Here is a 25,910-nt window from a genome sequence, read left to right on the forward strand (position 1 = left end):
CGCAGGGCCGGTGGCGGCGAAGTCGCCGTCGGAACCCGGGAGTTCCGCAGTGGATCACGGGCCTGCCGCGCACGTCGCATCACCTCGTCCCTGAAGGGCCTGTCGCTGCTGCACCCATGCTGCCGGGCGGGGAGGGTCGCGAGGGACACTCGTTGTGTCCCTCCGTCAGATCGCTTTCGCCCACTCGGCGTAGCTGAGCAGCTCCTGTCGGCCGCGCCGGTCCGCCCTGACCAGCGACCGCAGCGTCTCCCGGACCTGCGGGTGCTCGCGGACGTGCTGCGGGGCGATCCGCCGGGCCGTCTGCAGCGAGTCGAAGGCCTCGCCGGTCATCCCCTGCCACAACTGGGCCCGCGCCAGGTCGATGTGGAAGTGCGACCGGCGTTCGGCCGGCAGGTCGGCCGGCGGGCGCCACTCCCCCGCCGTCCGCACCGCCCGGGCGCCCTCCCGCAGTTCGACCGCGACCGCGATCTCGTGCACCCGGTACGAGTCCGGGCCGAAGGCGGTGCCCAGGTACACGCCCTCGCGCACGGCCTCGGCCATTCGCCGGGCCTCGGTCATGTGCTGCCGGGCGCCGTCGGAGTCGGCCAGCCGGCCGGCCACCACCGCCGCCCGCATGTGCAGCGCCCCGAGGGCCGCCCGGGAGACCGGGTCGACCGGGGCCGGGGCCGCGTCCACGGCCTGCTCCAGCGCCCGCAGCCCGACCTGCAGTCCGGCCTCGCTGCGGTGCAGGAAGAAGACCTCGGTCCGGACGTAGGCGGCCATGGCGTCCAGCAGCGGGTCCTCCGCCAGCCGCGCCGTGCTGCGGACCAGGTCCACCAGCCGGGCGGACAGGTCGGTGTAGCCGGACTTGTACGCCACCGCGTCGGCGGACCGGTAGGCCGCCGCGAGCAGCGCCGCCGTCTCCAGCCGCTCCGGGCCGCTGCGCGCGTGCAGCGCCCGCGCCAGCTCCGCCAGCAGTTCGGGGGCCTTCTCGGTGATGCTGGTGTACTGCGAGCCGAGCCGCCAGCCCTCCAGCTCGGCGACCGCCCGGCGCTGCGACCGCAGGCTCCGGACCGGGCCGTCGCTGGGCACGTCGTAGGCGTCGATGGCGAGCCGGATCGCCGGGATGGCCGCGTGGATCCGGCTGCCGGTGTGGACGACCGTGCCCAGCAGCCGGGCGGAATCGACGTCCAGCGCCCGGGAGATGGCGTCCAGGACGTCGTCGCTTGGGGTCCGCTGCCCGCTCTCGACCTTCTTCAGCATGCTGACCGAGACGGCGGCGTGCGCCGAGAGCTCCTGCTGGGTGAGCCGACGGCTGCGGCGCGCGGCGGCGATGCGCGCCCCTACGCCCTCGGCGGGCGGTAATGCCATGACCGGGCTCCGTTCCTGACTGTCCATCGGAAACCGTAGCCGCTGCGCGGGGCGGGGGCGCGCGGAATCGACTCCCTCGGTGCTGTGCGCCCGGAGCGGACCTGAGCGACCCCCGGGTCAGGCCGGGGCGAGGAGGATGGGCAGTTCGTCGAGCGAGTCGATCCGCCAGTCGGCCTGGGCGGCCTGCCCGGTGTCGGCGTAGAGGTAGCCCCAGGGGCCGCGCCGCAGATGGGCCGTCCGCAGCCCGGCGGCGCGGGCGGGGATGATGTCGTTCTGCGGATGGTCGCCCACGTAGAGGATCTCGGACGGCGGCCGGCCCGCCCAGGCCGCGACCTGCTCGTAGAACTCCCGCTGCGGCTTGGCCACGCCCCACTCGCCCGAGGTGGCCACGGCGTCCGCCGGGAGCTCCAGCTTCCGCAGCAGTTCGGCGACCCGGACGGTCTGGTTGCCGGCCACCCCGACCCACAGGCCCAGCTCGCGCAGGCCGGCCAGGGCGCGCCGGACGTCCGGGTAGAGGTCCTCGTCGGCGATCTGCTCCCCGCGCCCGGCCCGCTCCCGGGCCTCGTACTCGGCCCGGACGTCGATGCCGGGGCGGATCAGCCGCAGCGCCTCCGCATTGTCGCGGCCCTGCGCGACGACCGCCCCGACCAGCGCGGACAGGGTGTGGTGCGGGACGTCGAGCCAGTCGGCCCAACCGCCCCAGAAACGCCGGTCGTAGGTGAGGGTCTCCCCCACATCGAACACCACAGCGGAGATCATGTCCCGCAGCCTACCCAGCTCGCGCCGGGCCACGCCCCGGCCGTACCAGGTGTCCGCGCCCAGGTCAGGGCGGTGCCGACGGCCGTCCGGGGCATCTCCGCGAGGGCGGCCCGACGCGCCGGAAAATCCCGGCCCGGCCCGGTGGCTCCGGGATAGGGTCGGGGCCGATCCGGCTCGTCCACGAAGAAGCCGCGCTGACACCCCGAGGACCGCCGATGGCACCCCCCTCCGCAGCCGAGGACCTGTTCCCCTCCACCAGCCGGGCCCTGCTGCACCGGCTGGCCGTCGGCCAGGCGGAGGGCCGCACCCCGTCGATGGTCGGCGCCGTGGTCCGGGACGGACGGACGGTCTGGACCGGGGCCCGCAGCATGATCGACGGTCATGCGCCGGACGAGGACGTCCAGTACCGGATCGGGTCGATCACCAAGACCTTCGTCGCGGTGCTGGTGCTGCGGCTGCGCGACGAGGGCGCGCTGGAGCTGACCGACCCGCTGGAGCGCCATCTGCCCGGCACCGGGAAGACCGTCGGCCGGCTGACGGTCGGCCAGCTGCTCTCGCACACCTCGGGCCTGGCGGCCGAGACGCCGCCGCCCTGGTGGGAGCGCACCCCCGGCTCGCTGCGCCCGGGGCTGGCGGACATCCTCGGCGAGCCGCCGGTCCGGCATCCGGCGGGCACCAGGTTCCACTACTCCAACTCGGGCTTCGCCCTGCTCGGCGCGCTGGTCGAGCAGGTGCGCGGCGAGCCCTGGAGCACGGTGCTGAAGCGCGAGGTACTGGCGCCGCTGGGCCTGACCCGGACCACCACCGCGCCCGAGGCTCCGCACGCGGGCGGCTTCGCGGTGCACCCCTGGGCGGACGTCATGACCGCCGAGCCGCTGGAGGAGACCGGGCTGATGGCCCCGGCCGGGCAGCTCTGGTCCACCGCCGCCGACCTGGCCCGCTGGGCCGCGTTCCTGACGGCCGGCGACGAGAAGGTGCTCCGTCCGGCGACGGTGGCCGAGATGCGCCGACCACTGGCTCCGCCGGAGCACGGCGACTCCACCGAGGGCTACGGCCTGGGGCTGCAACTGCGGAGCCAGGACGGGCGGTTGCTGTTCGGGCACGGCGGCTCGATGCCGGGCTTCCTGGCCGGCCTGTGGATCAGTGCGGCGGACGGCCTCGCCGCCGTGGTCCTGACCAACACCACCTCCGGCGCGGCGCCCGCCTCGGTCGCGGCCGACCTGATCCGGATCGTCGCGGAGCGCGAGCCCGGCTTCCCGCAGCCCTGGCGCCCGCTGCCGGAGACCGAGGCCGACCCGGAGCTGCTGGCACTGACCGGCCCCTGGTACTGGGGGCCCTCGGCGATGGTGCTGCGGATCCTGCCGGGCCGCGAACTGGCCCTGGAGGCAGTGGGCGCGACCGACGGCGGCATGCGCTTCCACCCCGAGTCGGACGGCACCTGGACCGGGCTGAACGGCTACTACGCGGGCGAGACGCTGCGCGTGCTCCGCGACCCGGACGGCGGGGTGAGCCATCTCGACATCGGCAGCTTCGTCCTCACCCGCGTGCCCTACGCCCCGGCCGCACCGGTCCCCGGCGCCCTCGACCCGCGCGGCTGGCACGCGGGCTGAGGGCCTAACGCCCGCCTCGGGGGCGTGCGTGCCTCCCCCGCCCGCCGGGCGCGGGAGGCACGGGGGTGGTGCAGACCGCACCTGGTGCGCTCGTACCGGCACGACTGACGGAGCGTCGGCGGACGGCGAGGATTGATCCGCCGGGACCGCCCCGGCGACACACCGCCGGGGGATTCCATGACCGTCACCACCACCGCCGCCGTCAGCACCGCTTCCGCTGGTACCGGAGCCGTCACCGCCGCTGCCATCACTGCCGACGCCGCGCCCGGCAGGCTGCGCCGCACGTTCTCGCGCGCTTCGCTGCGCCGTGTCGGCTATGCGCTGCTGGCCCTGCCGATCGGCCTGGCCGGACTGCCCGCGGCGGTCGGACGCGGCTCGGCCGACCGCCAACGGCGGTTGGTGCAGCGGATGCTGGGCCTCCCGTCGGTGCCGGTGTCGCGCCCCCGAGTGCTGCTGCACGCGCTGCTCAGCACCCCGCTGAACCTCGCCTCCGCCGTGCTGACCGGCTACAGCTGGTGGTTCGCGGTGGTCAACCTGGCCTATCCGATCCGCCCCCTGCTGGGCATTCCGGGCTACACCGCCAACTCCTGGGGCGGGCCCAGCTACGCCGGCGTCTGGGCCTTCCACGCACTGGTCGGCGGCGTCCCGCTGGCCCTGGCGACCTGCGCGCTCGCGCTCGGCCTCACCTCCCTGCAGCGCCGCGCGGCACGGCGCCTGCTCGGCTGACGCGCCCCCACGCCGTTCCCGGTCAACCCGCACCACCCCGCCCCGGGTGCGGTAACGTCGAATACGCAGGAACCGCCCCCGCTCGCGGGGACGGCAGCAACAGAGCGGCCCCCGCCGCGGACGGGCTATCCGCGACAGGGGCCAGTGGCCTCACGGGGGCTCCTAAACGGGTTAGGAGCCGCCGGTCACAGGCCCCGGAAAATCCACCTCCGCATCCTCAGAACCAGCCGCTCAAGGCGCTGGAGCAGGGATGGGCGGGGCTTCAGGTGAGGTGCCATGGGCACGCCCCCTTTCTCTCTCTGCCGCGCCCAGTAGCCGCTGGGCGCTCCGGAGGAGGCCCATATTCGGGCTCCCCCTGAGCCCGACCGTGGTCGGTCCTCCTGGAGAAGGGGGCGCACCCCGTGGGGCACGTCCGTAATCAGAGTATCACCGTCGGTTACCACCAATGGCCCATCACCACTCGCGCCACACGACTACGGCATCCACACCGATCGTGGCCGATCCACTACAGTGAGCGACGGCGGCTCCGGGCCGCACACTCCATCAACTCTTCTCTGCAGCAAGCCGGTTCCTCGCGCGTCGGTCGCCGCGCCCGGAGCCCGCGACCGTACGCCGGGGTCCGGACATGGACGGTGTGGGTCGTATGAAGATCGCAGTTATCGGCACCGGCGGCGTGGGGCGGACGCTGGCCGGGAAACTCGAAGCGCTCGGGCACAAGGTCACCATCGGCACCCGTGACATCGCCGCCACCCTGGCCAGGGACACTCCGGACCAGTTGGGCACTCCGCCGTTCGCCGGCTGGCACGCGGACCGGCCCGAGATCGGACTGGCGACCTTCGCCGACGCCGCCGCCGCCAGCGAACTGGTCGTCAACGCCACCTCGGGGCTCGCCTCGCTGGAGGCCCTGTCCGCAGCGGGCGCGGCCAACCTGGCCGGCCAGGTGCTGGTGGACGTGGCCAACCCGCTCGACTACTCGCAGGGCTTCCCGCCGGGACTGGACCCCGTCGACAGCGACAGCCTGGGTGAGCGGATCCAGCGGGCCTTCCCGGAGACCCGGGTGGTCAAGACGCTGTGCACGGTGAACACCAAGGTGATGGTGGACCCGGGCCGGGTCGGCGGCGGGGATCACACGATCTTCCTCAGCGGGGACGACGCCCCGGCGAAGGCACTGGTCGGCGCGCTGCTGGCAGCCATGGGCTGGAACGACATCATCGATCTCGGCGGCATCAGGACCGCCCGGGGGCAGGAGATGCTGATGCGGAACTGGCTCAACCTCCTCACCACGCTGGGCACCGCCGACTTCAACATCAAGGTCGTCCGCTGACCGGGCGCACACCCCGGCACGGCTCCGCTGCCGCCCTCCCCGACACCGCTCGGGGCCGGCGGCAGCCGCATTTCCGCACCTCACCCGTGCCCCGGCTGCCCCGCCCATACCTGAATGAAGCCATGCAACCCCTTGCGCAACGACTATGCGTATGCGAGATTCCCTCCATCGGTGGCTCGTACCCCCGCCCGACCAGCCCCCGGGGCCGCCCCCGCGCCCCGGCCGCCGGTCCCGATCTTCGGTCCGAACGAGGTGGCCCATGCAGAACCCGGCATCCCTGTCCGTGGAGCAGCGATCGATCGACCAGATACCCGAGGACGAGCGCCACGGCCGTCCGTCGAGTCTGTTCTCGGTCTGGTTCGCGGCGAACATGCAGGTCACCACGGTGGTAACCGGCGCGCTCGGGGTGATCCTGGGCCTGCCGCTGCCCTGGGCGATCGCGGCCATCGCGCTCGGCAACCTGGTCGGCGCGGTGTTCATGGCGCTGCACTCGGCCCAGGGGCCGAAGCTGGGCATCCCGCAGATGATCCAGAGCCGGGCGCAGTTCGGCTTCTACGGTGCGATCATCCCGCTGATCCTGATCGTGATCATGTATGTGGGCTTCTTCGCGACCAGCGCCGTGCTCGGCGGCTCCGCACTGGCGGCCTGGTGGGGCATCAGCACCCCGGTGGCCACCGCACTGGTCTCGGCGGTCTGCGCGGTGCTGGCGATCTTCGGCTACCAGCTGATCCACCAGGTCGAGCGGGCGATCAGCTGGCTGAGCGGCATCGGCTTCCTCTTCCTCACGGTCCGGCTCTTCACCCAGCACAGCGTCGGCTCGGTCTGGCACGCCGGCCATGTCAGCGGCGGAACCTTCCTGCTGGTCGCGGCCATCGGCGCGACCTGGCAGATCACCTACGCGCCCTATGTCGCCGACTACTCGCGCTACCTGCCGAAGGACACCAGCATCCGCTCGGCCTTCTGGTGGACCTACGCCGGTTCCGCGCTCTCCAGTATCTGGATGATGGCCTTCGGCTGCGTCGCGGTGGCCATCGCCGAGCAGTCCTTCGACGGCGGCTCGGTCTCCTTCGTCGTCGGCCTCGGCCCCTCCGGCACCCACTGGCTGTTCTCGCTGGTCATCGTGCTGGGCATCATCGCGGTGAACGTGCTGAACCTCTACGGCATGTTCATGTGCGTGACCACCACGCTGACCGCGCTGCTGCCCGTCAAGGTGCACGGCTGGACCCGGATCGGCTTCATCGTCGGCTCCGCCGTCGTCGGCACGGTGATCGCCCTGGCCGGCAGCGCGAACTTCCTCAACAACTTCGAGAACTTCATCCTCTTCCTGGCGTACTTCCTGATCCCGTGGACCGCGATCAACCTGGCCGATTTCTACCTGGTCCGCAAGGAGCAGTACGACATCGAGGCGATCTTCGACCCGAAGGGCATCTACGGCGGCATCAACTGGCGTACCGCCGGGGCCTACCTGGTGGCCGTGCTGGCGGAGATCCCGTTCATGAACACCACGTTCTACACCGGCGTGTTCGTCAAGGACCTGGGCGGCGCGGACGTCTCCTGGCTGATCGGACTGGTCCTGGCCGCCGCCCTCTACACCCTCGCGATGCGACCGGTGGTGCGCCGCGAGGCTGCTGCGGCCCTGGGGTAGTCGGCGGCAGGCCGGCCACACCGATCGGCGCAAAGAAGGCGATCATCCCGCGTTCCGGCGGGTACAACTGAGGAGAGAAGGCGCTCGGCAAACTAGATGTATATGGCAACTTCTATGTATGGTCTTACCTGGCTCCGGTAGTCGCTTGACCGTGTCGCCAGGGAGGCCGAACCCTTGATCCGGGAGCAGCCCTCCCGGATCGGCTGGGCCGCTGCCGCTCTGAGACGTTTGTAGATTCGGAGGCTGGTTTTCATGGCTCATGCCGCTGGACGGCTTGTCGCCCTCGCAAGCGAGATGCTCGGAACACCGCCGCCGCTGCGCCTTCGCGCGTGGGACGGCAGCGAAGCCGGTCCGACCGATGCTCCCACCCTGGTCATCCGCAGCCGCCGGGCGCTGCACCGGATCCTGTGGAAGCCGGGCGAGTTGGGCCTCGCCCGGGCCTGGGTGGCCGGCGAGATAACGGTGGAGGGCGACCTCTACGACGCACTGAACCGGCTGGCGCCGGTGGTCTGGCAGCGCGGCGAGGCCCCGACCGAGCGCCGGCTGCTGCCCGACCGCAACGCCCTGCGGATGGCGGGCGAGGTGCTGGCGCTGGCCGGCCCCTCGCTCCCGCCCGCTCCCCCGCGCGAGGAGGCCCCCGCGCGCCGGGGGGTGCGGCACTCGCTCCGGCGCGACCGGGACGCCATCAGCCACCACTACGACGTGGGCAACGACTTCTACTCGCTGGTCCTCGGCCCCTCCTTCGTCTACTCCTGCGCCTACTGGGAGGGCGCCGGCGGCACGCTGGAGGAGGCCCAGTTCGCCAAGCTCGACCTGATCTGCCGCAAGCTCGCGCTCAAGCCCGGCATGCGGCTGCTGGACGTCGGCTGCGGCTGGGGCTCGATGGTGCTGCACGCCGCCGAGCACTACGGCGTGCACGCCGTGGGCGTGACCATCTCGGCCGAGCAGGCCGACCTGGCCCGCAAGCGGGTGGTGGAGGCCGGGCTCGCCGACCGGGTCGAGATCCGGGTGCAGGACTACCGGCTGGTCGACGACGGCCCCTTCGACGCGATCTCGTCCATCGGCATGGCCGAGCACGTCGGCAGCAGCGCCTACCTCACCTACGCCAAGCAGCTGTTCGAGCTGCTGCGCCCGGGCGGACGGCTGCTCAACCACCAGATCGCCCGGCGCCCGATGGCCGACGAGGACAGCTACGAGCTGGACGCCTTCATCGACCGCTACGTCTTCCCGGACGGAGAGCTGTCGCCGGTCGGCAACACGGTCTCGCTGCTGGAGGAGGCCGGCTTCGAGGTCCGCGATCTGGAGTCGATCCGCGAGCACTACGCGCTGACCCTGCGGGCCTGGGTGGCCAACCTGGAGCGGAACTGGAGCGAGGCGGTGCGGCTGGTCTCGCCGGGCCGGGCCCGGGTGTGGCGGCTCTACATGGCGGCGTCGGCGCTGGCCTTCGAACAGAACAAGATCGGGGTGAACCAGGTGCTCGCGGTGCGCTCCGGCCCGACCGGTGCGTCCGGGATGCCCCCGGTGCGGGGCACCTGGTCCGGCTGACAGCGGTGCGGGGCGGCACGGAGCGCGTCCGCGCCCGTACCGCCCCGCACCTGCCGTCGCGTCAGTGCCCCAGCGCCGCCAGCTGCTGCGCGAAGGGGACGACGGCATCGTCCGGCTGCGTCGGCCCGACGCCGGCCGGGGCCTGCCGCAGCAGCATTCCGGCCAGCTCCCCGGCCGCGCGCTCGATCCGGTCCGCGAGCGGGCTGCCGCCCCGCGCGGTCCCGTCCTCGTCGCTGCGGCCCCAGTCCTCGGTGGCGGCGAACACCGCCGTCGGCGCGACCTGTGCCCGGAGGTAGGCGAACAGCGGGCGCAGCGCGAACTCCAGCGCCAGCGAGTGCCGCGCCGTGCCGCCGGTGGCGGCGACCAGCAGCGGCCTGCCGATGAGCGAGTCGTCCTCGACCACGTCGAAGAAGGACTTGAACAGGCCGCTGTAGGAGGCGGTGAACACCGGCGAGACGGCGATGACCGCGTCCGCGCCGGTCACCGTGGCGATGGCGGTGCGCAGCGCCGGGCCGGGGAACCCGGCCACCATCGCGTTGGCGATGTCGACGGCGAGCTCGCGCAGCTCGACGACCTCGACCAGGACGGTCCGGCCGGACTCCGCCAGCTGCCGCTGGACGGCCTCGGCCAGCCGGTCGGCCAGCAGCCGGGTGGACGAGGGCCGACCGAGGCCGGCCGCGACGACGGCGAGGGTGAAGGGTTCCATCGGTTCTGCTCCTCGGCTCGGGTCAGTGGGGGTCAGTGGGCGTGGTGGCGGGCCGGTCAGCCGGCCAGGACGCCGTCCGCGACGGCCCCGGCGGTCCCGGCGTTCTCGGCGTTCTCGGCGTCCCGGCGGGCGACCAGCGCGGCGTGGGTGGGTCCGGCCGGGACCTCGGCGGGGCGGCCGGACGCGAACTCCTTGCGCAGCACCGGCACGACCTCCTCGCCGAGCAGGTCCAGCTGCTCCAGGACCGTCTTCAGCGGCAGGCCCGCGTGGTCCATCAGGAACAGCTGGCGCTGGTAGTCGCCGAAGGAGTCGCGGAAGGCCAGCGTCTTCTCGATGACCTGCTGCGGGCTGCCGACGGTGAGCGGGGTCTGCTCGGTGAAGTCCTCCAGCGAGGGGCCGTGGCCGTAGACCGGGGCGTTGTCGAAGTAGGGGCGGAACTCGCGCACCGCGTCCTGGGAGTTCTTCCGCATGAACGCCTGGCCGCCGAGCCCGACCACGGCCTGCTCGGGGGTGCCGTGGCCGTAGTGGGCGAAGCGCTCGCGGTAGAGCGAGATCAGCCGCTGGAAGTGGTCCTTGGGCCAGAAGATGTTGTTGGCGAAGAAGCCGTCGCCGTAGTAGGCGGCCTGCTCGGCGATTTCCGGGCTGCGGATGGAACCGTGCCAGACGAACGGCGGGACGCCGTCGAGCGGGCGGGGCGTGGAGGTGAAGGACTGCAGCGGGGTGCGGAACCGGCCCTGCCAGTCGACCACGTCGTTGCGCCAGAGCTCGTGCAGCAGCGCGTAGTTCTCCACGGCGAGCGGGATGCCCTGGCGGATGTCCTTGCCGAACCAGGGGTACACCGGGCCGGTGTTGCCGCGTCCGAGCATCAGGTCCACCCGGCCGTCGGCGAGGTGCTGCAGCATCGCGAAGTCTTCGGCGATCTTCACCGGGTCGTTGGTGGTGATCAGCGTGGTGGAGGTGGACAGGATGATCCGCTCGGTCCGGGCCGCGATCCAGCCGAGCATGGTGGTCGGCGAGGAGGGCACGAAGGGCGGGTTGTGGTGCTCACCGGTCGCGAAGACGTCCAGGCCCACCTCCTCGGCCTTGACCGCGATGGCGGTCATTGCCTTGATCCGCTCGTGCTCGCTGGGCGTCCGGCCGGTGGTCGGGTCCGTCGTGACGTCGCCGACCGTGAAGATCCCGAACTGCATGGTGTCCACCGTCCTCAATATTTGTTGACGTTTCAACTATACCGAACGGGAGAACCCCCCGGAACATTCCCCCGGCGCACCGCGTCGCCGATCATCCCAACGGACAGGGTGACCATCCCACCTACCACTCGTTGAGCCCAACGGACCGCCCGTCCTGCCGCCCCCAGCCACGGCACCGCACCGCACCGCACCGACGAGGAGAAGCCGCATGGGACGCGAGAACCCCGCCGCCGGGCACCGGCGCGCGCCCGTCCCCGGCGCGGTGGAGGCCGAGGCCGCACTCGTCCGGCACTACTCCCGGCTCACCCGCCTCGCCTACACCGTGCTGCCCGCCGACCGGGACCGGCACCGGCGGGTGCTCGCCGCCCACGCCCTGGTCCAGCGCTCGATGCCGCGCACCGCTCCGCCGCTCCCTTCCCGCACGCCCCCGGGCCAGGCGGACGGCAGCGCCTACGCCCATCTCCGGCTCACGGTGCTCGGCGCCGCGCTGCGCGCCCCGGGCCACCGACCCCGGCCGCTGCTGCCGCAGGTCTGGGGGCTGCGGCTGCGCCCCTCCGCCGAGGGCCAGGCCGCCATCGCACTGGCCCGTGACCTGGCCGAGGCGGCCCCGGCCGAGCGGGCCGGATACGCCCTGCTGGCCCTGGAGCAGCTGCCGCCGGACGAGGCCGAGGACCTGCTGCGGGAGGCCGGCGCCGCCGATCCCGCCGCCGCGCTGCAGCGCGCGCAGGAGCTCCGCGCGCTGCACCCCGCCACCGCGCCGCTCGGCGCCGACTTCGACCCCTGCGCGCTCCAGGCCGGCCCGACCGACCTGCTGCGCCGCCGGTTACGACTGCGGTCCGCCGCCGGTGCCGCCGTGACGGCGGCCGTCGTCGCCCTCGCCCTCCTGCTCAACGCCTCCGGCTCCGGGCCGGGCGGGTCGACCCCCTCCGACGACACCGTGGTCACCGGATCCGTGTCGGCGCCCTCCGCCGCCGTCGCGGACCTCGGCCGGACCTCGGCCGACGCCTGGCAGGACACCGAACGGATCGACTTCTCCGCCTGGCCCGCACGCGGCGGACTCACCCACGACGACGCGCTGCTCGGAGCCGCCCTGTCGGCCTGGCGCGCGCCCGCCGCCGAGCCCCGGCTGCTGTGGGCCGGACGGGTCGACGACGCCCTGGTCGTCCTCCTCGACGACGGCGCGCACCTCGCCCGCTACACCCGCCCCGACCACCCGGACGCCGCCGACCCGGTGCGGCTGGAACTGGTCCGCGACGACGACTCCGACGTGACCACCGCCGGAGCGGTGCTGCTGCGCCACAGCGCGGCGGGCGACCGGTTCCTGATCGCCCCCTGGGTCGACAGCGTCCAACTGCGCGACCTCAGCGAGCCGAACACCCCGGCCCAGTCGCTGACCACCGCCGACGGCCTCACCCCCGACGTCGCCGCCCCGCCCGCGCAGGGCTGCGCCCACTGGCCGGTGCTGCAACTGCGCTCCTCCAGCGTGATCGCCGAGCACCACGCCTTCCTGCTGACCGACCTCGGCGACGTCACCCCGGTCCATCTCACCTTCACTCCCCCGCCGCAGCGCGGACCGGCCAACTATCCGCGCGAGGCCACCGGCAGCGAGGCCCTGGTCACCTGGTCCCGGCTGGTCTGCTCGCTCCCGCCGCTGCGCGGCCGGGACGTGAAGGCGGTCAACGCCTGGAAGTTCGCGATCCAGGCCCTGCCCGAGACCGGCGCCGGCGCCGCCTGGGTGTGCACCCGCGCCGACCTCTGGGACGGCACCGGCTCGGCCGCGACCTACTTCCTCGACCCGGCCGGGACCGGCGCCCTGCCCACCGGCGCCCAGCCCTCCGGACGCGCCTGCGGTCGCTTCCAGCAGTACGTGGTCGCCGACGCCTGGTGGCGGTCCCCGCAGAGCGGCCACGGCTACCTGCTCGCGGCCGGCAGCCGCACCGTGGTGCGGATGTCCGCCGAAGGATCGGTCGCCTTCCGGAACACCGCCGTGCCGACGCAGACCCTCGCCGTCCCGGGCCCCGGCAGCGGCCCGCTGCCCAGCCTGAGCGCGGCGCTCAGCACCGGCCAGACGACGACACCGTTGCCCTGACGCGGTCGGCGGTGCCGCTCAGCTCATGCCGGCCGCGGCGGGTTCCGCCGGGTGGACCGGGGCCAGGCCGGTGGCCAGCGGAAGGGTGTGGACGAAGGCGAGGTGGTGCTCGCGGTCGGTCCACTCCAGGTGGAGCCCGGGTTCGGCGTCGCGCGGACGGCGCAGCTGCACCCGGGCGAGCTGCAGCTCCGCCGGAGTACGGGCGCTGACGGTCAGGTAGGCGGCAGCGGCCGGCTCCTCGCCGGGGCCGACGGCCAGGACCAGCGCAGCGGTGCGGGGCAGCAGCAGGCCGGGCAGCGGTCCCAGCGGGGCGGCCAGGTCGATGGCGCCCGCGCCCACCCTCGGCCACGCCTTGAGCCAGGCCGTGGCGTGGTACCAGCCGACGGAGCGGGCGGCCCCGCTGGCCGCCGGGGTGACGGTGCGCAGATGGCGGTGGTCGGTGGCGTCGATGTCGGTGGGCCAGGGGCCGCCGACCGGCCCTCCGACCCCGCCTGCGGCCGGTCCTGGACCGGGGTCGTAGCGGGAGCGGATGACGGCCGCCAACGCCTCGGCGTCCAGGAAGGCCCGGATCGGGATCCCGGCCTCGGCGAGGTGCCGGGCCAGATCCAGCGTCGCCCGGCCGGCCAGCAGCGCGAGCCCATGGCCGGTCCGCTCGCCCGGCGGTCCCTCGGAGCCCACGCCGACGGTCAGCGCCTCCGCCCGGATCCGCCGGTCCAGCGGCATGGCCGCCACCAGCCGTAGCCGCCGGACCCGGCCCGGTGGCCGGTCGGTGACCAGGAGTTGGAGCCGGACGAAGGGCGTGGCCGCCCCACCGACCCGGGCCAGCAGGTCGCGCAGCCGGGCGTCGTCCACGGGGCGGACATCCCCTGCCCGGGTATCGGCCGCTCGGGCATCGGCCGGGGGGCCGTCCTCGCCGGTGTCCAGTTCCAGCGCCGTGGTGAGGATCCCGCGCTCGGGGTGGGCCAGGACCGCGAGCGGCTGTCCCAGCACCTCGGTCCGCAGCCACCGCAGCCGACCCACTCCGGGCGGCGGCCCCTCGCGTACGGAGTCGGAGCGGTCGGCCACGCCCGCGCGCCGGGTGCTGCGGGCCCGCCGGGTGATCATCGGTCCGTTCCCTCCGAGCCGTGCAGTGGTGCCTGGTGCCTGGTGCCTGGTCGGCCCTCAGGGCCCGTCGAGGTCGGTGGCCGCCGTCCAGTCGAGGGAGAGCTGCTGGTTGTGGGCCAGGCCGAGGATGTAGGAGGAACTCCCGAACAGCCCGAACGGGCCCCGTTCGTAGCTGCCGACCACCGGCTGGTACCCGCTCCCGGAGGCGGAGAGCTGCCAGCTCACCCCGTACTGGTCGGTGCCGCCTCCGGTCGGGATGTCGGCCACGCGCAGCGGCCCGGTCGTGGCGGGCGGGGTGAACACGTAGTAGAAGACCCGCTGCGGGTCGGAGGCCGAGGGCAGCACCGTGGTGGACTGCCGGCTGCCGTCGGCCGAGGTGTACCAGACGGTGGTGGTCGGCGACCCGGTGGGCGCGGGCGTGGTGGGCGCGGACGCCGTGGGAGCGGGCGTGGGGGCGGCCGGGCTCGACGGCGCAGCGGGGGCGGTCGTCGGGGCGGAGGGCGACGCGGCCGGCGGCGCGGACGGGGTCTGGCTGGGCGCGGCCTGGGGCCGGCTCTGCACCGGGGCCGGGGTCTGAGTCGGGGTCGGGGTCTGGGCCGGGGGCGCCGTGGGCTGTTGGGACACCGGCGGTGCGGGCGCCGTCGTGGGCTGCGAGGGCGCCGGCTGCGAGGGCGCGCTCGGGGCGGGGTTGGCGGAGACCGGCGCGGTCGGCGGCGCGGTGGTCGTCGTGCCCGAGCCCGACGTCCCCGAACCCCCTCCCGTTCCGGCCGACGGAGCGCAGCGGGCCATGCTGATCCGCAGCCGCTGGCCGGGCAGGATCAGGTTCGGGTCGGGACCGACCACGGCCCGGTTCTCGGCATAGACCGTCTGCCAACTCCCGGGCACACAGAAGGCCCTGGCGATCTCGGTCAGGTACTCGCCCGAGCGGACGATGTGGACGGTCGCCGTCCCCTCCCCGTCCCCGGACCGGTCGGCGGTGCTGCCGGTGGTCGCGGCGACCGCCCGGCCGCTGGACGCGGAGGCCGGTGCGGCAGCGGGCGCCGCCGCCGGGGCGGCGACCGCAGCGGTCAGCGGCAGCGCGGCGGTCGCGCCGGTGGCGGCCAGTGCCCCCAGCGCGGCCCGCTGCGGGCCGAGCAGAGGCGCCGGGGGACGTCGGTGTCGGGCACTGGACATCAGATGCTCCTCTGCGGGCGCGAAACCGGCTTGCGCGGGCCGGTCACGACGGTGGTCGGTTCCAAGGTTGGGGTCGGCCGAGGTCCGCGTCAACGGTGCAGGTCGGCGCACCGTTGACGCGGTTCGCCGGTCACCGGGTCGGATGGGACGTCAGGTCGCCGATCAGGGCCACCGTCTCGGGTGAGAAGTCGCAGCCCAGCGAGGCGTTGACCTGCGCGAGCAGGTTGATGGTCGCGGCCAGGTGGTCGCGCTGACCGGTGGTGGCGTAGAGCACCATCAGCCCCCGGTGCAGGATCTCGGCCTCCGGGACGGCGGCGAGCCCGCTGTGCAGTGCGGCCTCGCAGCCGGAGTAGTCGCCACCGGCCAGTCGGCGCTTGGCCAGCTCGTGCGAGGCGTCGATGATCGCCGAGATCATGTCCTGGCGGTAGGGCTCGGCCCAGGGGTAGAGACCGTAGGCGGAGTCGAACGGCCTTCCCCGGACCAGGTCGAGCGCCCGGCGCAGCGCGGCATCGGCCGCCGGGGTGCGGTGGTTCATGCCCTGCCGGTAGAGCTCCTGGAAGTCCGCCCAGTCACTGGTGACGGCGGGGTGCAGTCGCCAGCCGGCCGGGGGCAGGCAGAGGCTGCCGTCGGGCGCCTGCCCGAGCCAGTCGCGGAGCTTGCTCAGGGCCGAGGCCCGGCCGCGCAACGAGCCCTGGGCGCTGGCGTGGCCGGGGGCCGGGACGTAGAACGGGCTCGGCGCCAGCACCGCGTCCACGTCGCGCGGGTCGGGATCCGGACGGAGCGTCAGCAGGGCGGCGAGTGCCGTGAGTTGGCTGATCCTGGAGGGGTCGGCCGTGCCGTTGGTGGCGATCACCCGGACCTGGCCGAGGAGCAGCACGCGGGGTCCGGCCGAGGTCGGCCCGCTCGTCGGCGAGGGCGGCGGAGCGGTGAGGTCGTAGCCCTGGGTCAGCGCGGTCAGCGGCATGACGCGCGGATCCACGCGCCGTACCGGCGGCGGCGGGGACTGCTGACCCAGCGGGTCCGACCCCCCGGACGACTGGGCTGCGGCGTGCTGCGGCGCGGACGGCAGCGGAGCCATCGGCAGCGGCGTCACCTGCGGCATCGGGGGCAGTTGCGGCTGCTGCCGAGCCGGTTCGGTCGGCGCGGGCTGGAGCTGGGCCGGCTGCGGCGCGGAGTGCCGTGGCCCGGCATGCTGCGGTGCGGAGCGCTGCGGTGCGGAGTGCTGCGGTGGTGCGAACGGCTGCGGTGCGGCCGGCTGCGGGGGCGTCGGCATCGGCGGGGGCGAGTAGAGCGGGACCGGCGCGCCCGGGGCGTCCTCGCCGAGCAGCGGGACAGCGGTGGCCGAGGCCGGGTTCGCACCCGCCGTCGCCTGGGCGTGGGCGGCGAGGACCGGGATGTAGAACGGGTCGGCCTCCTCCTGGACCGCTCCGGCACGCATCGCCAGCACGGCGGTCTCCTCGTCCAACTCCGCCAGCCCGTCCGGGTCTTCGACGTCGTAGGCGGAGTCGGCGTAGGCATCGCCCCCGGCCTCGGCCCCGGCGCGGGCGGCGCCGATGGTGCCGACGTCACTGGTCCAGTCCGGCGAGCCGTCGCCGGGTGGGAGTTGACTGATCGACAGCACGCTCAGCACGGAGGCGAACTCCTGCTCGCTCATCCGCTGCAGCTCCACCGCGAACGGCAGGTTGCCGGCGATCCGGTAGTGGCCGGGGCGGGCGTCGAGGTGCCAACCCGCCCCCTGGGTGGCCGGGGTGACGGCCGCGACGCAGCGGTGCTCGCGTCCGGCGAGGACCCAGCCGAGCTCGTCGAGCTGGTCCTGGGTCATCACCTGGTCGGTGCAGAGCAGCACCGACACCCAGGTGTCGGTGGCGATGCCCTGGGCGCGGGCCATCCGGGGGTGGGCGATGTGGCAGTCGCCGAGCGCCTGTTCCATCGACGTCCGGTGGGCCACCAGGTCGTTGAGCGCCTCCTCGGGCTGCTCCCGGGTGCGCAGCCGGTCGACGCCGAGGTGGCCGACCAGCGGGGCGGCGCTGCCGAGGACGATCAGCCGGAGGTGGTCGGCGAGGGTGCTGGCGGCGAGCTCGGCGACCATGGCCCGGGTGACGGCGGCGATCTCCTCCGGTGAGCCGTCGAGGTGCAGGTGCCGGACGGTCTCCAGGTCGGCGAGGACCTGGACGTCGTCCGGGGTGCGGCCGAGGGTGACCAGCGCCGGGTAGGGCGCGGGTACGTCGGCGGCCTGGGCGGCGGTGAGCAGTTCGGCCTGGCCGGTGACGCAGCGCCACATCCGCCCGTTGGGCGAGGCCAGGAACGGGGCGGGGGCGGGTCCCTCGGCGGGCTCGATCAGGTAGAGGTCGATGGTGCCGCCGGGGCGCAGCGCCACGGCGGCCAGCGCGGGCAGCTCGTGACCCTGCGTCAGGCAGGTCTGGGCCAGGGTGCGCAGCGCCCGGTCGAGCAGGTCCAGGCCGCTCGGGTCGGCCATGGCGCGCAGGTAGGTCTCGTACTGCTGGTCCTCCATGGTCGGCATCGGGATCCGACGGCGCGGGGGACGGCGGCGCTGCTGGAGGATCCGGTTGCGGCGCAGCACGCCGAGCAGTCCGGCGGCGAGCAGGCCGCCGAAGCCGAGCGCGGGCAGCAGGATCGCATCGTCGTCGCTGTCGTGGGCGCCGGCCGTGGCGTGGACGTCGCTGCCGCCGCTGCCGTGCGAGGTGGGGACCCCGGCGGCCTCGGAGGCGGGCGCGGAGGCGTTGGCGGAAGCGGACGTGGACGTGGACGTGGAGGTGGAGGCGCCGCCGCTGAAGGGGTCGACCGAGCCGCCGGCGCTGGGCCGGGGGGAGGCGGGGGCGTGCTGTGGGCCGGCGGGGCGGTGTGGGCCGGCGGGGTGACCGGAGTGGTCACCGGCGGCGTGGTCACCGGCGGCGTGGTCACCGGCGGCGTGGTGGTCGATCCGCCGGGGCTGCTGCTCGACCCGGCGGGCAGCGCGAGCTGCTCACCGGGTTGGATCAGGTCGGGGTTGCTGCCGATCTCGGCCCGGTTGGCCTCGTAGAGCGCGGGCCAGCCGCCCGGCACCCGGTGGTCCGTGGCGATCTCGCTGAGGCTGTCCCCGGCGCGGACGGTGACCTCGTCGCCGGTGCCGGCGCCGGTGCCGGTGCCGGTGCCGACGGCCGTGGTGGCCGGGGCAGCCGTCGGGGTGGCGGTGACGGCGTCGACCGAGGCCGGCGCCGCGACGCTGTCGGCGGCCCGGAAGGCCTGGTCCATGGCGGGGTGCACCATGGTGCCGGAACCCGTCCCGAAGTCGGATCCGGTGCCGGTGCCGGTGCCGGACCCGGCATCGGTCCCGCCGGTCGTCGGCACGGGTCCGGTCAGCCCGTTGGCGTCGGCGGGCATCAGCAGCTTCCAACCGGGCTGGATCACCCCCTCCGCGTGGAAGACCCGCCCTTCGGCGTCCATCGTCCGGCCCTCGTTGAGCCGGGCGATCTCCTTCCAGCGGGTGCCGCTGCCGAGATGGGCCTCGGCGATCGACCAGAGCGACTCGGCCGGGCGACTGTCCTTCACCTTGTAGAGCACCTGGTCGGAGCTCTGGACGCGGCTGCCGAGCGAGGCTCCGTCGACCGCCGCGTGGGCGGGACGGGCGTCGGGCCGGGGCGCGGCGGTGGCGACCGTCGGCGCGTGGGTCACGACGGTCGGGGTGGCGGCGAAGGCGCCGGTGGTGGGCAGCAGCGCGAAGATCGCGCCGACCAGCCCGGCGGCGGTCCGCTGCGACCAGCCCATGGCCGGCAGTCGGCGCGGCATCCGTCCGCGCAGCTGGGCCGGGATCTCGACCAGCACGCTGAGGGCGAAGCAGCCCCAGGCGATCCAGCCGACGGCCACCAGCGCCCAGGCGAACAGGCCCCCCTGGTCGGGGCTGGTGAGCAGGGTCGGGATGCTCTCGTGCACCGGCAGCGGGTTGCTGCCGGCCATGGTCAGCGTGCCGTAGAGCAGCCCGGCGGGCAGCGCGACCAGCAGGGCCAGCAGCAGGACCAGGCTGGTGGTGGCGCGCACCAGGGACAGCAGGATGCCGCGTCTGCGATGCGGAAGCGGACGTGGGCTCGGGCCCGCGTTGCCGCTGGGGCTCGGGCGCGTGGCGGCCCGGGACTTGGTCATTGCTGGCCCCCGTTGGGAGTCTGTCGGCCGGTGACGAGAGTGGCCGTCCCACTGCCGTTGATGGTGAACGAGTCGATGCCGAAGATGGAGAGCAGCATCGTGTGGTACTGGGTGCTGAAGCTGACGTCGACCGTGTTGGGCTGGTCGGCGGGGCAGGTGACATGGGCGGTGGCCGCCACCCCGGCGCTCTTCAGGAAGGACGCCGCCTCCGACTGGGCGGTCAGCGTTCCGCGCGGCTGGGTGCTCGGGCAGTAGACGGTGATGGACTTGCCGGTCATGGCGTCGTCGACATTGATGACCTGGGTTCCGGCGCGGGCAGCCTCGTTGGCGTACTCGTCGGCGGCGACGGTCGCATCGAGGAGGCCGCCGGCATCGATGACGATCCCGATCAGGGCGATCATGCCGACCATGGCGAGTGCGACGAACACCGACAGTGTGCCTCGATCGCTGCTGCCGCCCCGCTCGATCCGGCGGCGGAGCGCGCTGCGGGCGCGCGTGATCCGGCTGCTCATCCTGGTGATCCCCCCTCCTCTGTGCGGCAATGGTATTGACGATCCCTCAGCGATAGCTGTCGACGACGGCGACGAACTTCTCGGTGACAGTGACGGACGGCCCGCCGATCCCGGCGACGAGCAGCCCGGCCATGGAGATGTGGCAGGTGACCGTGACGCTGACGGTCCCGATCGCGCCGAGTGCCGGGAACATCTTGCTGGTGTCCGGCTGCGGCACGGTGCAGCTCATCCCCTGGCTCCGCAGGGTGTCGTCGGCGGCCGCCACCCCGGCGGCCCTGGCCCCGGCGGTGCTGTCCGCCAATGAGGCCGCCCGAGCGCCGTCCCGCGCCGCCTCGACCACGGTGCCGTCCGCCGACCTGATCCGGCCGGCCATGATGACCAGGCTGAGCAGCACCAGGAAGAGCGGGACGAGCATGGCGGCCTCGATCGCCGCCGATCCCCGTTCCCGCTCGATGCCCAGGCTAGGGAGCCAGTGGTTCACAGATCCCCTGGGCGTCATATCCGGTGCACCATGCCTCCCTCGGAGCAGTGACCTCGGTCGTGAGCTTCATCCGGGGCAGCCCCGGCACCACGTTCTGCACCAGCACGACCACCGTGACGGTGATCTCGTTCGCCCCCGGACCGTTGGTCTGACTGACGCACTTGGAGGCCGGCGTGGCGCAGACGATGGCTCCGTCCAACTGGCCGACCAGCAGCTGTGCCTCGGCCGGACCGGCCTTGTCGTTGTTCCGGTTGTCATAGGAACGCCCTACGCTGACGCCCTCCCGGGCGGCCGTCTGGGCCACCTCCCGTGCCCACCACCAGAGCATGCACTGCACCAGCAGCAGGATCAGGACCAGGATCACCGGGAAGACCATGGCGAAGGTGATGCTCTGCGACCCGCGCTCGTCGCCCCGCAGCCTGGTAAGGGCTGCAGGGCGACGGTACGAAGGACGAGAACTCACCCCTTGGCTCCGGCTCCGGCCGCCGTAGGCACGGAGAGCGGAGCCTGCTGGACCTTGGTGGTCACATTGCCGACCACCACGGCGATGGCCGCGAGGACCACCAGGGCGAAGGCGATGACGGCCACGGTGATCAGCGCCTGCTCGATCGAGACGGCGCCCTTCTCGCCGTCCCGCCGGGCCTCGCGCGCCCGCGCGGTGACGGAGTAGTACAGATTGGCGGCCATGGCGACGGGCAGGTAGGTCATCGGCAGGTCTGCCATCGCGCCGAGCCTGGATTTCATTGCGTTCATCGCGATACTTCTTCCTTCTCGTTGAATTCGATCAGGCGGTCGAGCGGTTGTGCGGTGAAGCGGCGGTGCAGTGGTGGTGCAGTGGTGCGGTCAGAGCCCGCCGCTGAACATCTGCGCGACGGCGGGGTAGGCGATGAGCACGGTCATCAGCGTCACCAGGACGGTGCCGGGGATGACCATGCGCTCGGACTCGACGGCGGCCCTCGCCTGGTCGTCGGCCAGGAGCTCCGACCGCAGGTTGTGGGCGCGGGCGCGGAGTGCGGTGTAGATGGAGGCGCCGTCGGCGCCGGAGACCTGCATGATGTCGGCGAGGTCGGTCAGCGCGGTCAGCCCCAGCCGCTGGCCGAGCCGGGCCAGGCCGACCCAGGGCGGCTGCCGGTCCAGGGCCGCGCTCTCCATCGCCACCGCGAACTGCAGGAACGCGGGCGAGCGGCCGACCGTGGCCGCACGGCGCAGCGACTCGGCCGGTCCGTGGTCGGCGGCGCGCTCCATCGCCACCAGCTCCAGATAGGCGGAGATGGCGTGGAGGTACTCGGTGCGCGCCTCCGCCGCCTGGCCCTTGAGCGACCAGTCCGGCAGGAACCACATCACCGCGCCGAGCACCAGCCCCGCGCCGAGCGACAGCAGCACCGTGATGTGGACGCCGAACAGGACCGCGAGCAGTTCCAGGTACGGCGGCACGGCCAGGCCGATCAGCGCGCAGAGCGCCTTGGTCGCCATGAACCGGCTCGGCGTACGGCCCGTCAGCGCCAGCTGCTGGTGCGGGATCCGCAGCCCCGGCAGGGTCAGCAGCGGCACGCCCAGCCGGTCGAGCAGCGGGTCGGCCCCGGAGAGCTGCTCCACACCGGGCTTGGACTGCATCCGCTCCAGCACATTGCCCAGGTCCGGGGGCGCGGCCCGGAGCTGCGAGAAGAGCAGGGCGAGGCCGAGGCCGAGCACGCCCCCCGCCAGGATCAGCCAGCTCATCGCGGTCATCGGACACCGCCCCCGACGGTCGCGGCGGCCTGCTCGGCGGCACGTTCGGCGGTTGCCTCGCCGGCCGGGAGCTTCACCGTGCTGCGCCGGTCCGGCTCCAGGAACCGGGGCACCGGGCGCTGCTTGGACATCGTCTGCATCCAGGCGACGACGGCGACCATCCCGGCCAGTACGACGCCCAGCACCAGCTCTCCCACCGGGCTCTTGTAGGGGCGGATGTAGGTGGTGTCGAACGCCCCGGCGACCACCACCACGATGATGATGATCGTCATCCAGCGCACCGTGGCCCGGTGCTTGGCGCGGTCGGCCTCGATGGCGCGGCGCTGCCGGACCTCCTCCCGGACCGACTCGGCCAGGTCAGCCAACGCCCGGGCCAGGCCGGGGCCGTGGTCGCCGGCGCGCAGCACCAGGGCCGCGAGCACCTTGTCGGCGGTGGCGTCGCCCATGTCGTTGCCGAGGGCGCGCAGCGCGTCCTCCAGCCGCCAGCGGGACTGGAGCCGTCCGGAGAGCGCCTTGATCTCGGCCTCCAGCGCCTCCGGCGCGGTGTTGACGCTGGTGCTGATGACCTGTTCGAGGCCGCCGCCCGCGACCAGCCGGTCGGAGAGCCGCTGGGTCCACTCGGCCAGCGCCTCCAGCCGGACGATCGGGGCGTCGTGCGAGCTGGTCGAGCGGAGGAACCAGGGCAGCACGAAGACCAGCGCCGGAATCACCAGCGCGGTCAACGGAATGCCGGTGAACAGCCAGGCCGCCGGGGCGCCGACCCCGGCCAGCAGCAGCTGGATCCGCCGCTGCCGGACCATGTCCGGATCGGGCGCGCCCACGCTGCCGTACCAGGCCGTCCGGAACCGCAGCGCGGTGGCGCTGGGGCTGTCCGGCGCGGACTCGGGTCGGCCGGTGATGAACAGGACGAGGCAGGCCAGGCCGGTGGCCAGGGCCGTGCCGCAGAGCAGGTACTCGATCATCGCCTGACTCCAGTCGCGGGGATCCGCAGGTCCAGCGGGCGTCCCCAGCTGCCGTACGGGTTGTCGAGCAGCGCCGCGTCGAAGCCGACCCGGCGCAGGTCGTCCAGGCAGGCGGGCTGGGTGGTGGGCACGGCGCGCACTTCGGCGCCGCTGCTGTGCGGCCCGAAGACGGTGTTCATCGCGGGTCTGCCGTTCTCGCCCATCCCGGTGAGCTCCAGCACGTGCGAGACGTAGCGGTGCACCCGTCCGCCGATCGGCGTCTCGTCGATCAGCGAGACGTGGACGATCAGGTGCACGCCGTTGGCGAGCAGCCGGTAGGCCAGGCCGTCGTTGATGTTGCTGCCGTACTCGGCGCAGAGCTGGGCGATCCGGTCCGGGACCATGTACGGGGTCTGTGCGTGCATCGTCGCCATGCCGCCGACGCCGTTGGTCATCGCCTGGAGCATCGGCATGACCTCGCGCGAGCGGACCTCGCCGACGATGATCCGGGACAGCGACATCCGCAGCGCGGCCGGCATCAGCTCGGTGAGCGTCAGCTCGCCGGAGGGGCGGCCGTCGATCCGCTCGCCGTTGCCCTGGCGCTCCTCGATCGGCACCACCTGCCGCAGATGGCCCAGGGTGTGCAGCCACAGCTCGTACTCGGACTCCATGGTCGCGACCCGCTCGTCGGCCGGGATCTCGGCCGCCAGCGCCCGCAGCAGCGAGGTCTTCCCGGCCCGCTGCACACCGGTGACCAGGATGTGCTTCCGGGCCCGGACGGCGGAGGCGAGGAAGGAGGCGATGGTGGAGTCGATGCTGCCGAGCCGCACCATGTCGCCGAGGGTCGCCGAGGCGACCCGGTGCCGGCGGATGGTGACGAACGGCCGCGGGGTGACCCCGGTCATCACCTGGACGCGCATCCCGCCGTCCAGCCGCATCGCCAGGTTGGGGTTGGAGGTCGACAGCGAGCGCTCGCCGCCGCCGTGACGGCGGGCCAGGTCCTGCAGCAGCTCGATCAGTTCCTCGTCGCTGTCGGCGATCGGCGGCACCGACCGCAGCGGCTCGTTGACCCGCAGGATCGAGACGTTGTCGCAGCCGTTGATGTAGATGTCCTCGACCCGCTCGTCGTCGAGGTAGGGCTGGAGCCGCCCGGCCCGGAACATCAGGTCGAAGACGGCGTCGGCCAGCACCCGGTCCATCTCCCGGGTGGGCGAGACGCCGTGGGTCTGCGCGTAGGCGTCCGACCAGCGGGCGACCACGCTCTCGATCACCGCCCGGCCCCGCTGGCGGCGGCTCTCCTGGTCGGTGGCGGTGTCGCCGGCGGTCTGCTCGTGCAGCTCGTCCACGACGATCTTCCGCACCTGGCGGACGGCGAGGTGGTCCACCTGGGGCGTGGCCGCCCCGGACTGGCCGTTGTGCCCGCTCTGGCCGTTGTGCCCGTTGTGGGTGCGCGGCGGCGGCTGCGGCACGGACATGGCCGTGGTCGGCGCTGGGACCGCGCGCAGCGGTGCGGGCGGCGCCGGCACGGCGGCCGGCCCGTACCCGGCGACGGGGGCGGCGGCGTAGCCGGGCACCTGGCCGGGGGCGGTGACGGGACCGGGGCCGGTGTGGCGCCCCGGGTACGGGTAGGGCGGCTGGACCGGCGGCCGGCCCTGGGCGTGCTCCGGCTCCGCCGTGGGCTCGGGCTCCACCGGCAGCTCCGGCAGGACGATCGGCGACAGCGGCAGGTGGTTAGCGCGCATGACTCACCACCTGGTTGTGCAGGTCACCGGCAGCGCCCTCGGCCGGACCCCGGCCGTTCGTCGCTCCGTTCGTCGCCCCGCCCGTCGCTCCGGGCACCGGCATCGGCATGGGCGCGGGGGGCGAGGGCGGCACCGGGTTGGGGACCGGCCCGTAGACCGGCCGTCCGGCCGTACCGGCCCGTCCCGGCTGCTCCGGCGGCTCGGCCGGACGCCGGTACAACTGCTCCTGCTGCCAGTCGGGTTGGGGCTGATGCTGGTACTGCGGCTGCGGCTGCGGCTGCTGTTGCGGGGCCGGCCGGGGCGGTGGCACCGGCTGCTGGTACTCCGTCTGCTCTGCTTCCGGATAGGGAACCTGTTGCGGCGTCAGCCGAAGCCGGCGGCGGGACACCCGGGACCGTGCCTCGTCGATGACGGTGCGGGAGGCGCGCAGCAGCGGCGAGCGGACGAAGCGCCGGTCATGGGTGTTGCCGCCGTCGGAGAGGACGGCCGCCACCGCCGGTGAGTGCGGCAGCAACCCCACGACCGGGGAGCCGAGTTGCGCGCTCACATCGGCCGCCTTGTAGGGACCCTCCTCGATCATGACCAGCCCGAGCCCGTCCGATCCGGTCCCGTTGGCCTCCAGGTCGGCCCGCAGCGCGGCGACCCGGGGGTGGGCGGTGGTCAGCGAGCGCAGCGTCGAGCGGACGACGACCAGCACCGCGTCGGCGCGCTGCGCCAGGACCGCGCTCGGTCCGGTCGCCCCCGAGCGGCCGAGGTCGAGCAGGACGTCCACGCCCTGTCCTTCGAGCGCGACCAGGAGTTCGGCGAGCGAGTGCCAGACATAGGCCAGGCCCGGGTACTGGGCCGGGTCGCTGACGCCGGGCAGCAGCAGCCGGTCGGCGGTGCCGCCCGGGGAGACGTCGGTGAGCTGGGTCATCAGGGTCTGCGCCAGCTGGCCGCGCCGGTCGGCGACGCCGAGCTGGCCCAGGCCCCGGCTGCCGTCCAGCCGGCCTTCGAGCGCCCCGGGGAGGATCACCCCGCCGTCCGGGTCGCACTCGGCCAGCAGCACCCGCTGGCCGCTCTGCAGCGGCCAGGCGTGCAGCATCGCCAGGGCGGTGACCGTGGCGCCGGGTGCGCCGTGGCCGCCGACGATCGCGTACATGGCCATC

Annotated in this window: 22 protein-coding genes; 6 read left to right on the plus strand and 16 right to left on the minus strand. The window is 73.8% G+C overall.

Features of this window, described 5'->3' with window-relative positions; all coding sequences use genetic code 11:
• Window positions 1–165: 165 nt before the first annotated feature.
• Window positions 166–1,350: a helix-turn-helix domain-containing protein gene (locus BS75_RS05830; protein WP_034087430.1), complete on the minus strand. Its 1,185-nt coding sequence runs from the start codon at window positions 1,348–1,350 to the stop codon at window positions 166–168.
• Window positions 1,351–1,467: 117 nt separating this feature from the next.
• The gene (locus BS75_RS05835) at window positions 1,468–2,109 is read right to left on the minus strand and encodes an HAD family hydrolase (RefSeq protein WP_034092480.1); all 642 of its coding nucleotides are present in this window, start codon (window positions 2,107–2,109) and stop codon (window positions 1,468–1,470) included.
• Window positions 2,110–2,324: 215 nt separating this feature from the next.
• On the opposite strand from BS75_RS05835, the gene BS75_RS05840 reads away from it, so the two are divergent.
• From BS75_RS05840 to BS75_RS05860, 5 genes are all read left to right on the plus strand, one after another.
• A complete protein-coding gene (locus tag BS75_RS05840) occupies window positions 2,325–3,719 on the plus strand; it encodes a serine hydrolase domain-containing protein (RefSeq protein WP_034087431.1) in 1,395 nt (464 codons plus the stop codon).
• A gap of 177 nt (window positions 3,720–3,896) precedes the next feature.
• Window positions 3,897–4,445, plus strand: coding sequence for a hypothetical protein (locus BS75_RS05845; protein ID WP_034087432.1), 549 nt, complete (start codon window positions 3,897–3,899; stop codon window positions 4,443–4,445).
• Between the two features lie 643 nt (window positions 4,446–5,088).
• Window positions 5,089–5,769, plus strand: coding sequence for an NADPH-dependent F420 reductase (locus tag BS75_RS05850; RefSeq protein WP_034087433.1), 681 nt, complete (start codon window positions 5,089–5,091; stop codon window positions 5,767–5,769).
• 259 nt (window positions 5,770–6,028) lie between these two features.
• Window positions 6,029–7,414 carry a purine-cytosine permease family protein gene (locus BS75_RS05855; RefSeq protein ID WP_034087434.1) on the plus strand — a complete coding sequence of 462 codons (1,386 nt, stop codon included), beginning with the start codon at window positions 6,029–6,031 and terminating at the stop codon, window positions 7,412–7,414.
• 252 nt (window positions 7,415–7,666) lie between these two features.
• Entirely contained in the window at window positions 7,667–8,959 is a 1,293-nt protein-coding gene (locus tag BS75_RS05860; protein ID WP_034087435.1) for an SAM-dependent methyltransferase, read from the plus strand.
• 61 nt (window positions 8,960–9,020) lie between these two features.
• Here BS75_RS05860 and BS75_RS05865 read toward each other — a convergent pair whose 3' ends face one another.
• A complete protein-coding gene (locus BS75_RS05865) occupies window positions 9,021–9,665 on the minus strand; it encodes an FMN reductase (RefSeq protein ID WP_034087436.1) in 645 nt (214 codons plus the stop codon).
• Between the two features lie 56 nt (window positions 9,666–9,721).
• Complete coding sequence (locus BS75_RS05870; RefSeq protein ID WP_034092481.1) at window positions 9,722–10,855, minus strand: LLM class flavin-dependent oxidoreductase; 1,134 nt, start codon at window positions 10,853–10,855, stop codon at window positions 9,722–9,724.
• 208 nt (window positions 10,856–11,063) lie between these two features.
• On the opposite strand from BS75_RS05870, the gene BS75_RS05875 reads away from it, so the two are divergent.
• Window positions 11,064–12,944: a hypothetical protein gene (locus tag BS75_RS05875; protein ID WP_042437542.1), complete on the plus strand. Its 1,881-nt coding sequence runs from the start codon at window positions 11,064–11,066 to the stop codon at window positions 12,942–12,944.
• A gap of 18 nt (window positions 12,945–12,962) precedes the next feature.
• Here BS75_RS05875 and BS75_RS05880 read toward each other — a convergent pair whose 3' ends face one another.
• The 12 genes from BS75_RS05880 to BS75_RS05935 all read right to left on the minus strand — a co-directional run bounded on the left by BS75_RS05880 (window position 12,963) and on the right by BS75_RS05935 (window position 25,909).
• Complete coding sequence (locus BS75_RS05880; RefSeq protein ID WP_034087437.1) at window positions 12,963–14,048, minus strand: hypothetical protein; 1,086 nt, start codon at window positions 14,046–14,048, stop codon at window positions 12,963–12,965.
• Between the two features lie 57 nt (window positions 14,049–14,105).
• Window positions 14,106–15,221: a LysM peptidoglycan-binding domain-containing protein gene (locus tag BS75_RS43945; RefSeq protein WP_052069220.1), complete on the minus strand. Its 1,116-nt coding sequence runs from the start codon at window positions 15,219–15,221 to the stop codon at window positions 14,106–14,108.
• A gap of 130 nt (window positions 15,222–15,351) precedes the next feature.
• Entirely contained in the window at window positions 15,352–17,733 is a 2,382-nt protein-coding gene (locus tag BS75_RS05890; protein WP_156164211.1) for an AfsR/SARP family transcriptional regulator, read from the minus strand.
• Window positions 17,631–19,358, minus strand: a complete 1,728-nt coding sequence (locus BS75_RS49955; RefSeq protein WP_034087439.1) for a LysM peptidoglycan-binding domain-containing protein — start codon at window positions 19,356–19,358, stop codon at window positions 17,631–17,633. The genes BS75_RS05890 and BS75_RS49955 overlap by 103 nt, the downstream gene beginning before the upstream one ends.
• Complete coding sequence (locus BS75_RS05900) at window positions 19,355–19,870, minus strand: TadE/TadG family type IV pilus assembly protein (protein WP_042437544.1); 516 nt, start codon at window positions 19,868–19,870, stop codon at window positions 19,355–19,357. The genes BS75_RS49955 and BS75_RS05900 overlap by 4 nt, the downstream gene beginning before the upstream one ends.
• Before the next feature lie 46 nt (window positions 19,871–19,916).
• On the minus strand, window positions 19,917–20,351 hold the full coding sequence (locus BS75_RS05905; protein WP_052069221.1) for a TadE family protein: 435 nt from the start codon (window positions 20,349–20,351) through the stop codon (window positions 19,917–19,919).
• Window positions 20,332–20,814, minus strand: a complete 483-nt coding sequence (locus BS75_RS05910) for a TadE/TadG family type IV pilus assembly protein (RefSeq protein WP_152645774.1) — start codon at window positions 20,812–20,814, stop codon at window positions 20,332–20,334. The genes BS75_RS05905 and BS75_RS05910 overlap by 20 nt, the downstream gene beginning before the upstream one ends.
• Window positions 20,811–21,104, minus strand: coding sequence for a hypothetical protein (locus tag BS75_RS05915; RefSeq protein ID WP_152645775.1), 294 nt, complete (start codon window positions 21,102–21,104; stop codon window positions 20,811–20,813). Before BS75_RS05915 ends, BS75_RS05910 begins: the two co-directional genes overlap by 4 nt.
• 90 nt (window positions 21,105–21,194) lie before the next feature.
• Window positions 21,195–22,070, minus strand: a complete 876-nt coding sequence (locus tag BS75_RS05920) for a type II secretion system F family protein (RefSeq protein WP_034087442.1) — start codon at window positions 22,068–22,070, stop codon at window positions 21,195–21,197.
• 5 nt (window positions 22,071–22,075) lie between these two features.
• Window positions 22,076–23,041 carry a type II secretion system F family protein gene (locus BS75_RS05925; protein ID WP_052069222.1) on the minus strand — a complete coding sequence of 322 codons (966 nt, stop codon included), beginning with the start codon at window positions 23,039–23,041 and terminating at the stop codon, window positions 22,076–22,078.
• The gene (locus BS75_RS05930; protein ID WP_052069223.1) at window positions 23,038–24,762 is read right to left on the minus strand and encodes a CpaF family protein; all 1,725 of its coding nucleotides are present in this window, start codon (window positions 24,760–24,762) and stop codon (window positions 23,038–23,040) included. The genes BS75_RS05925 and BS75_RS05930 overlap by 4 nt, the downstream gene beginning before the upstream one ends.
• Window positions 24,752–25,909, minus strand: a complete 1,158-nt coding sequence (locus tag BS75_RS05935; RefSeq protein WP_063771459.1) for a hypothetical protein — start codon at window positions 25,907–25,909, stop codon at window positions 24,752–24,754. The genes BS75_RS05930 and BS75_RS05935 overlap by 11 nt, the downstream gene beginning before the upstream one ends.
• Window position 25,910: the final 1 nt, after the last annotated feature.

It is taken from the genome of Streptacidiphilus albus JL83 (assembly GCF_000744705.1).
GTDB classification, from domain to species: Bacteria; Actinomycetota; Actinomycetes; order Streptomycetales; family Streptomycetaceae; genus Streptacidiphilus; species Streptacidiphilus albus.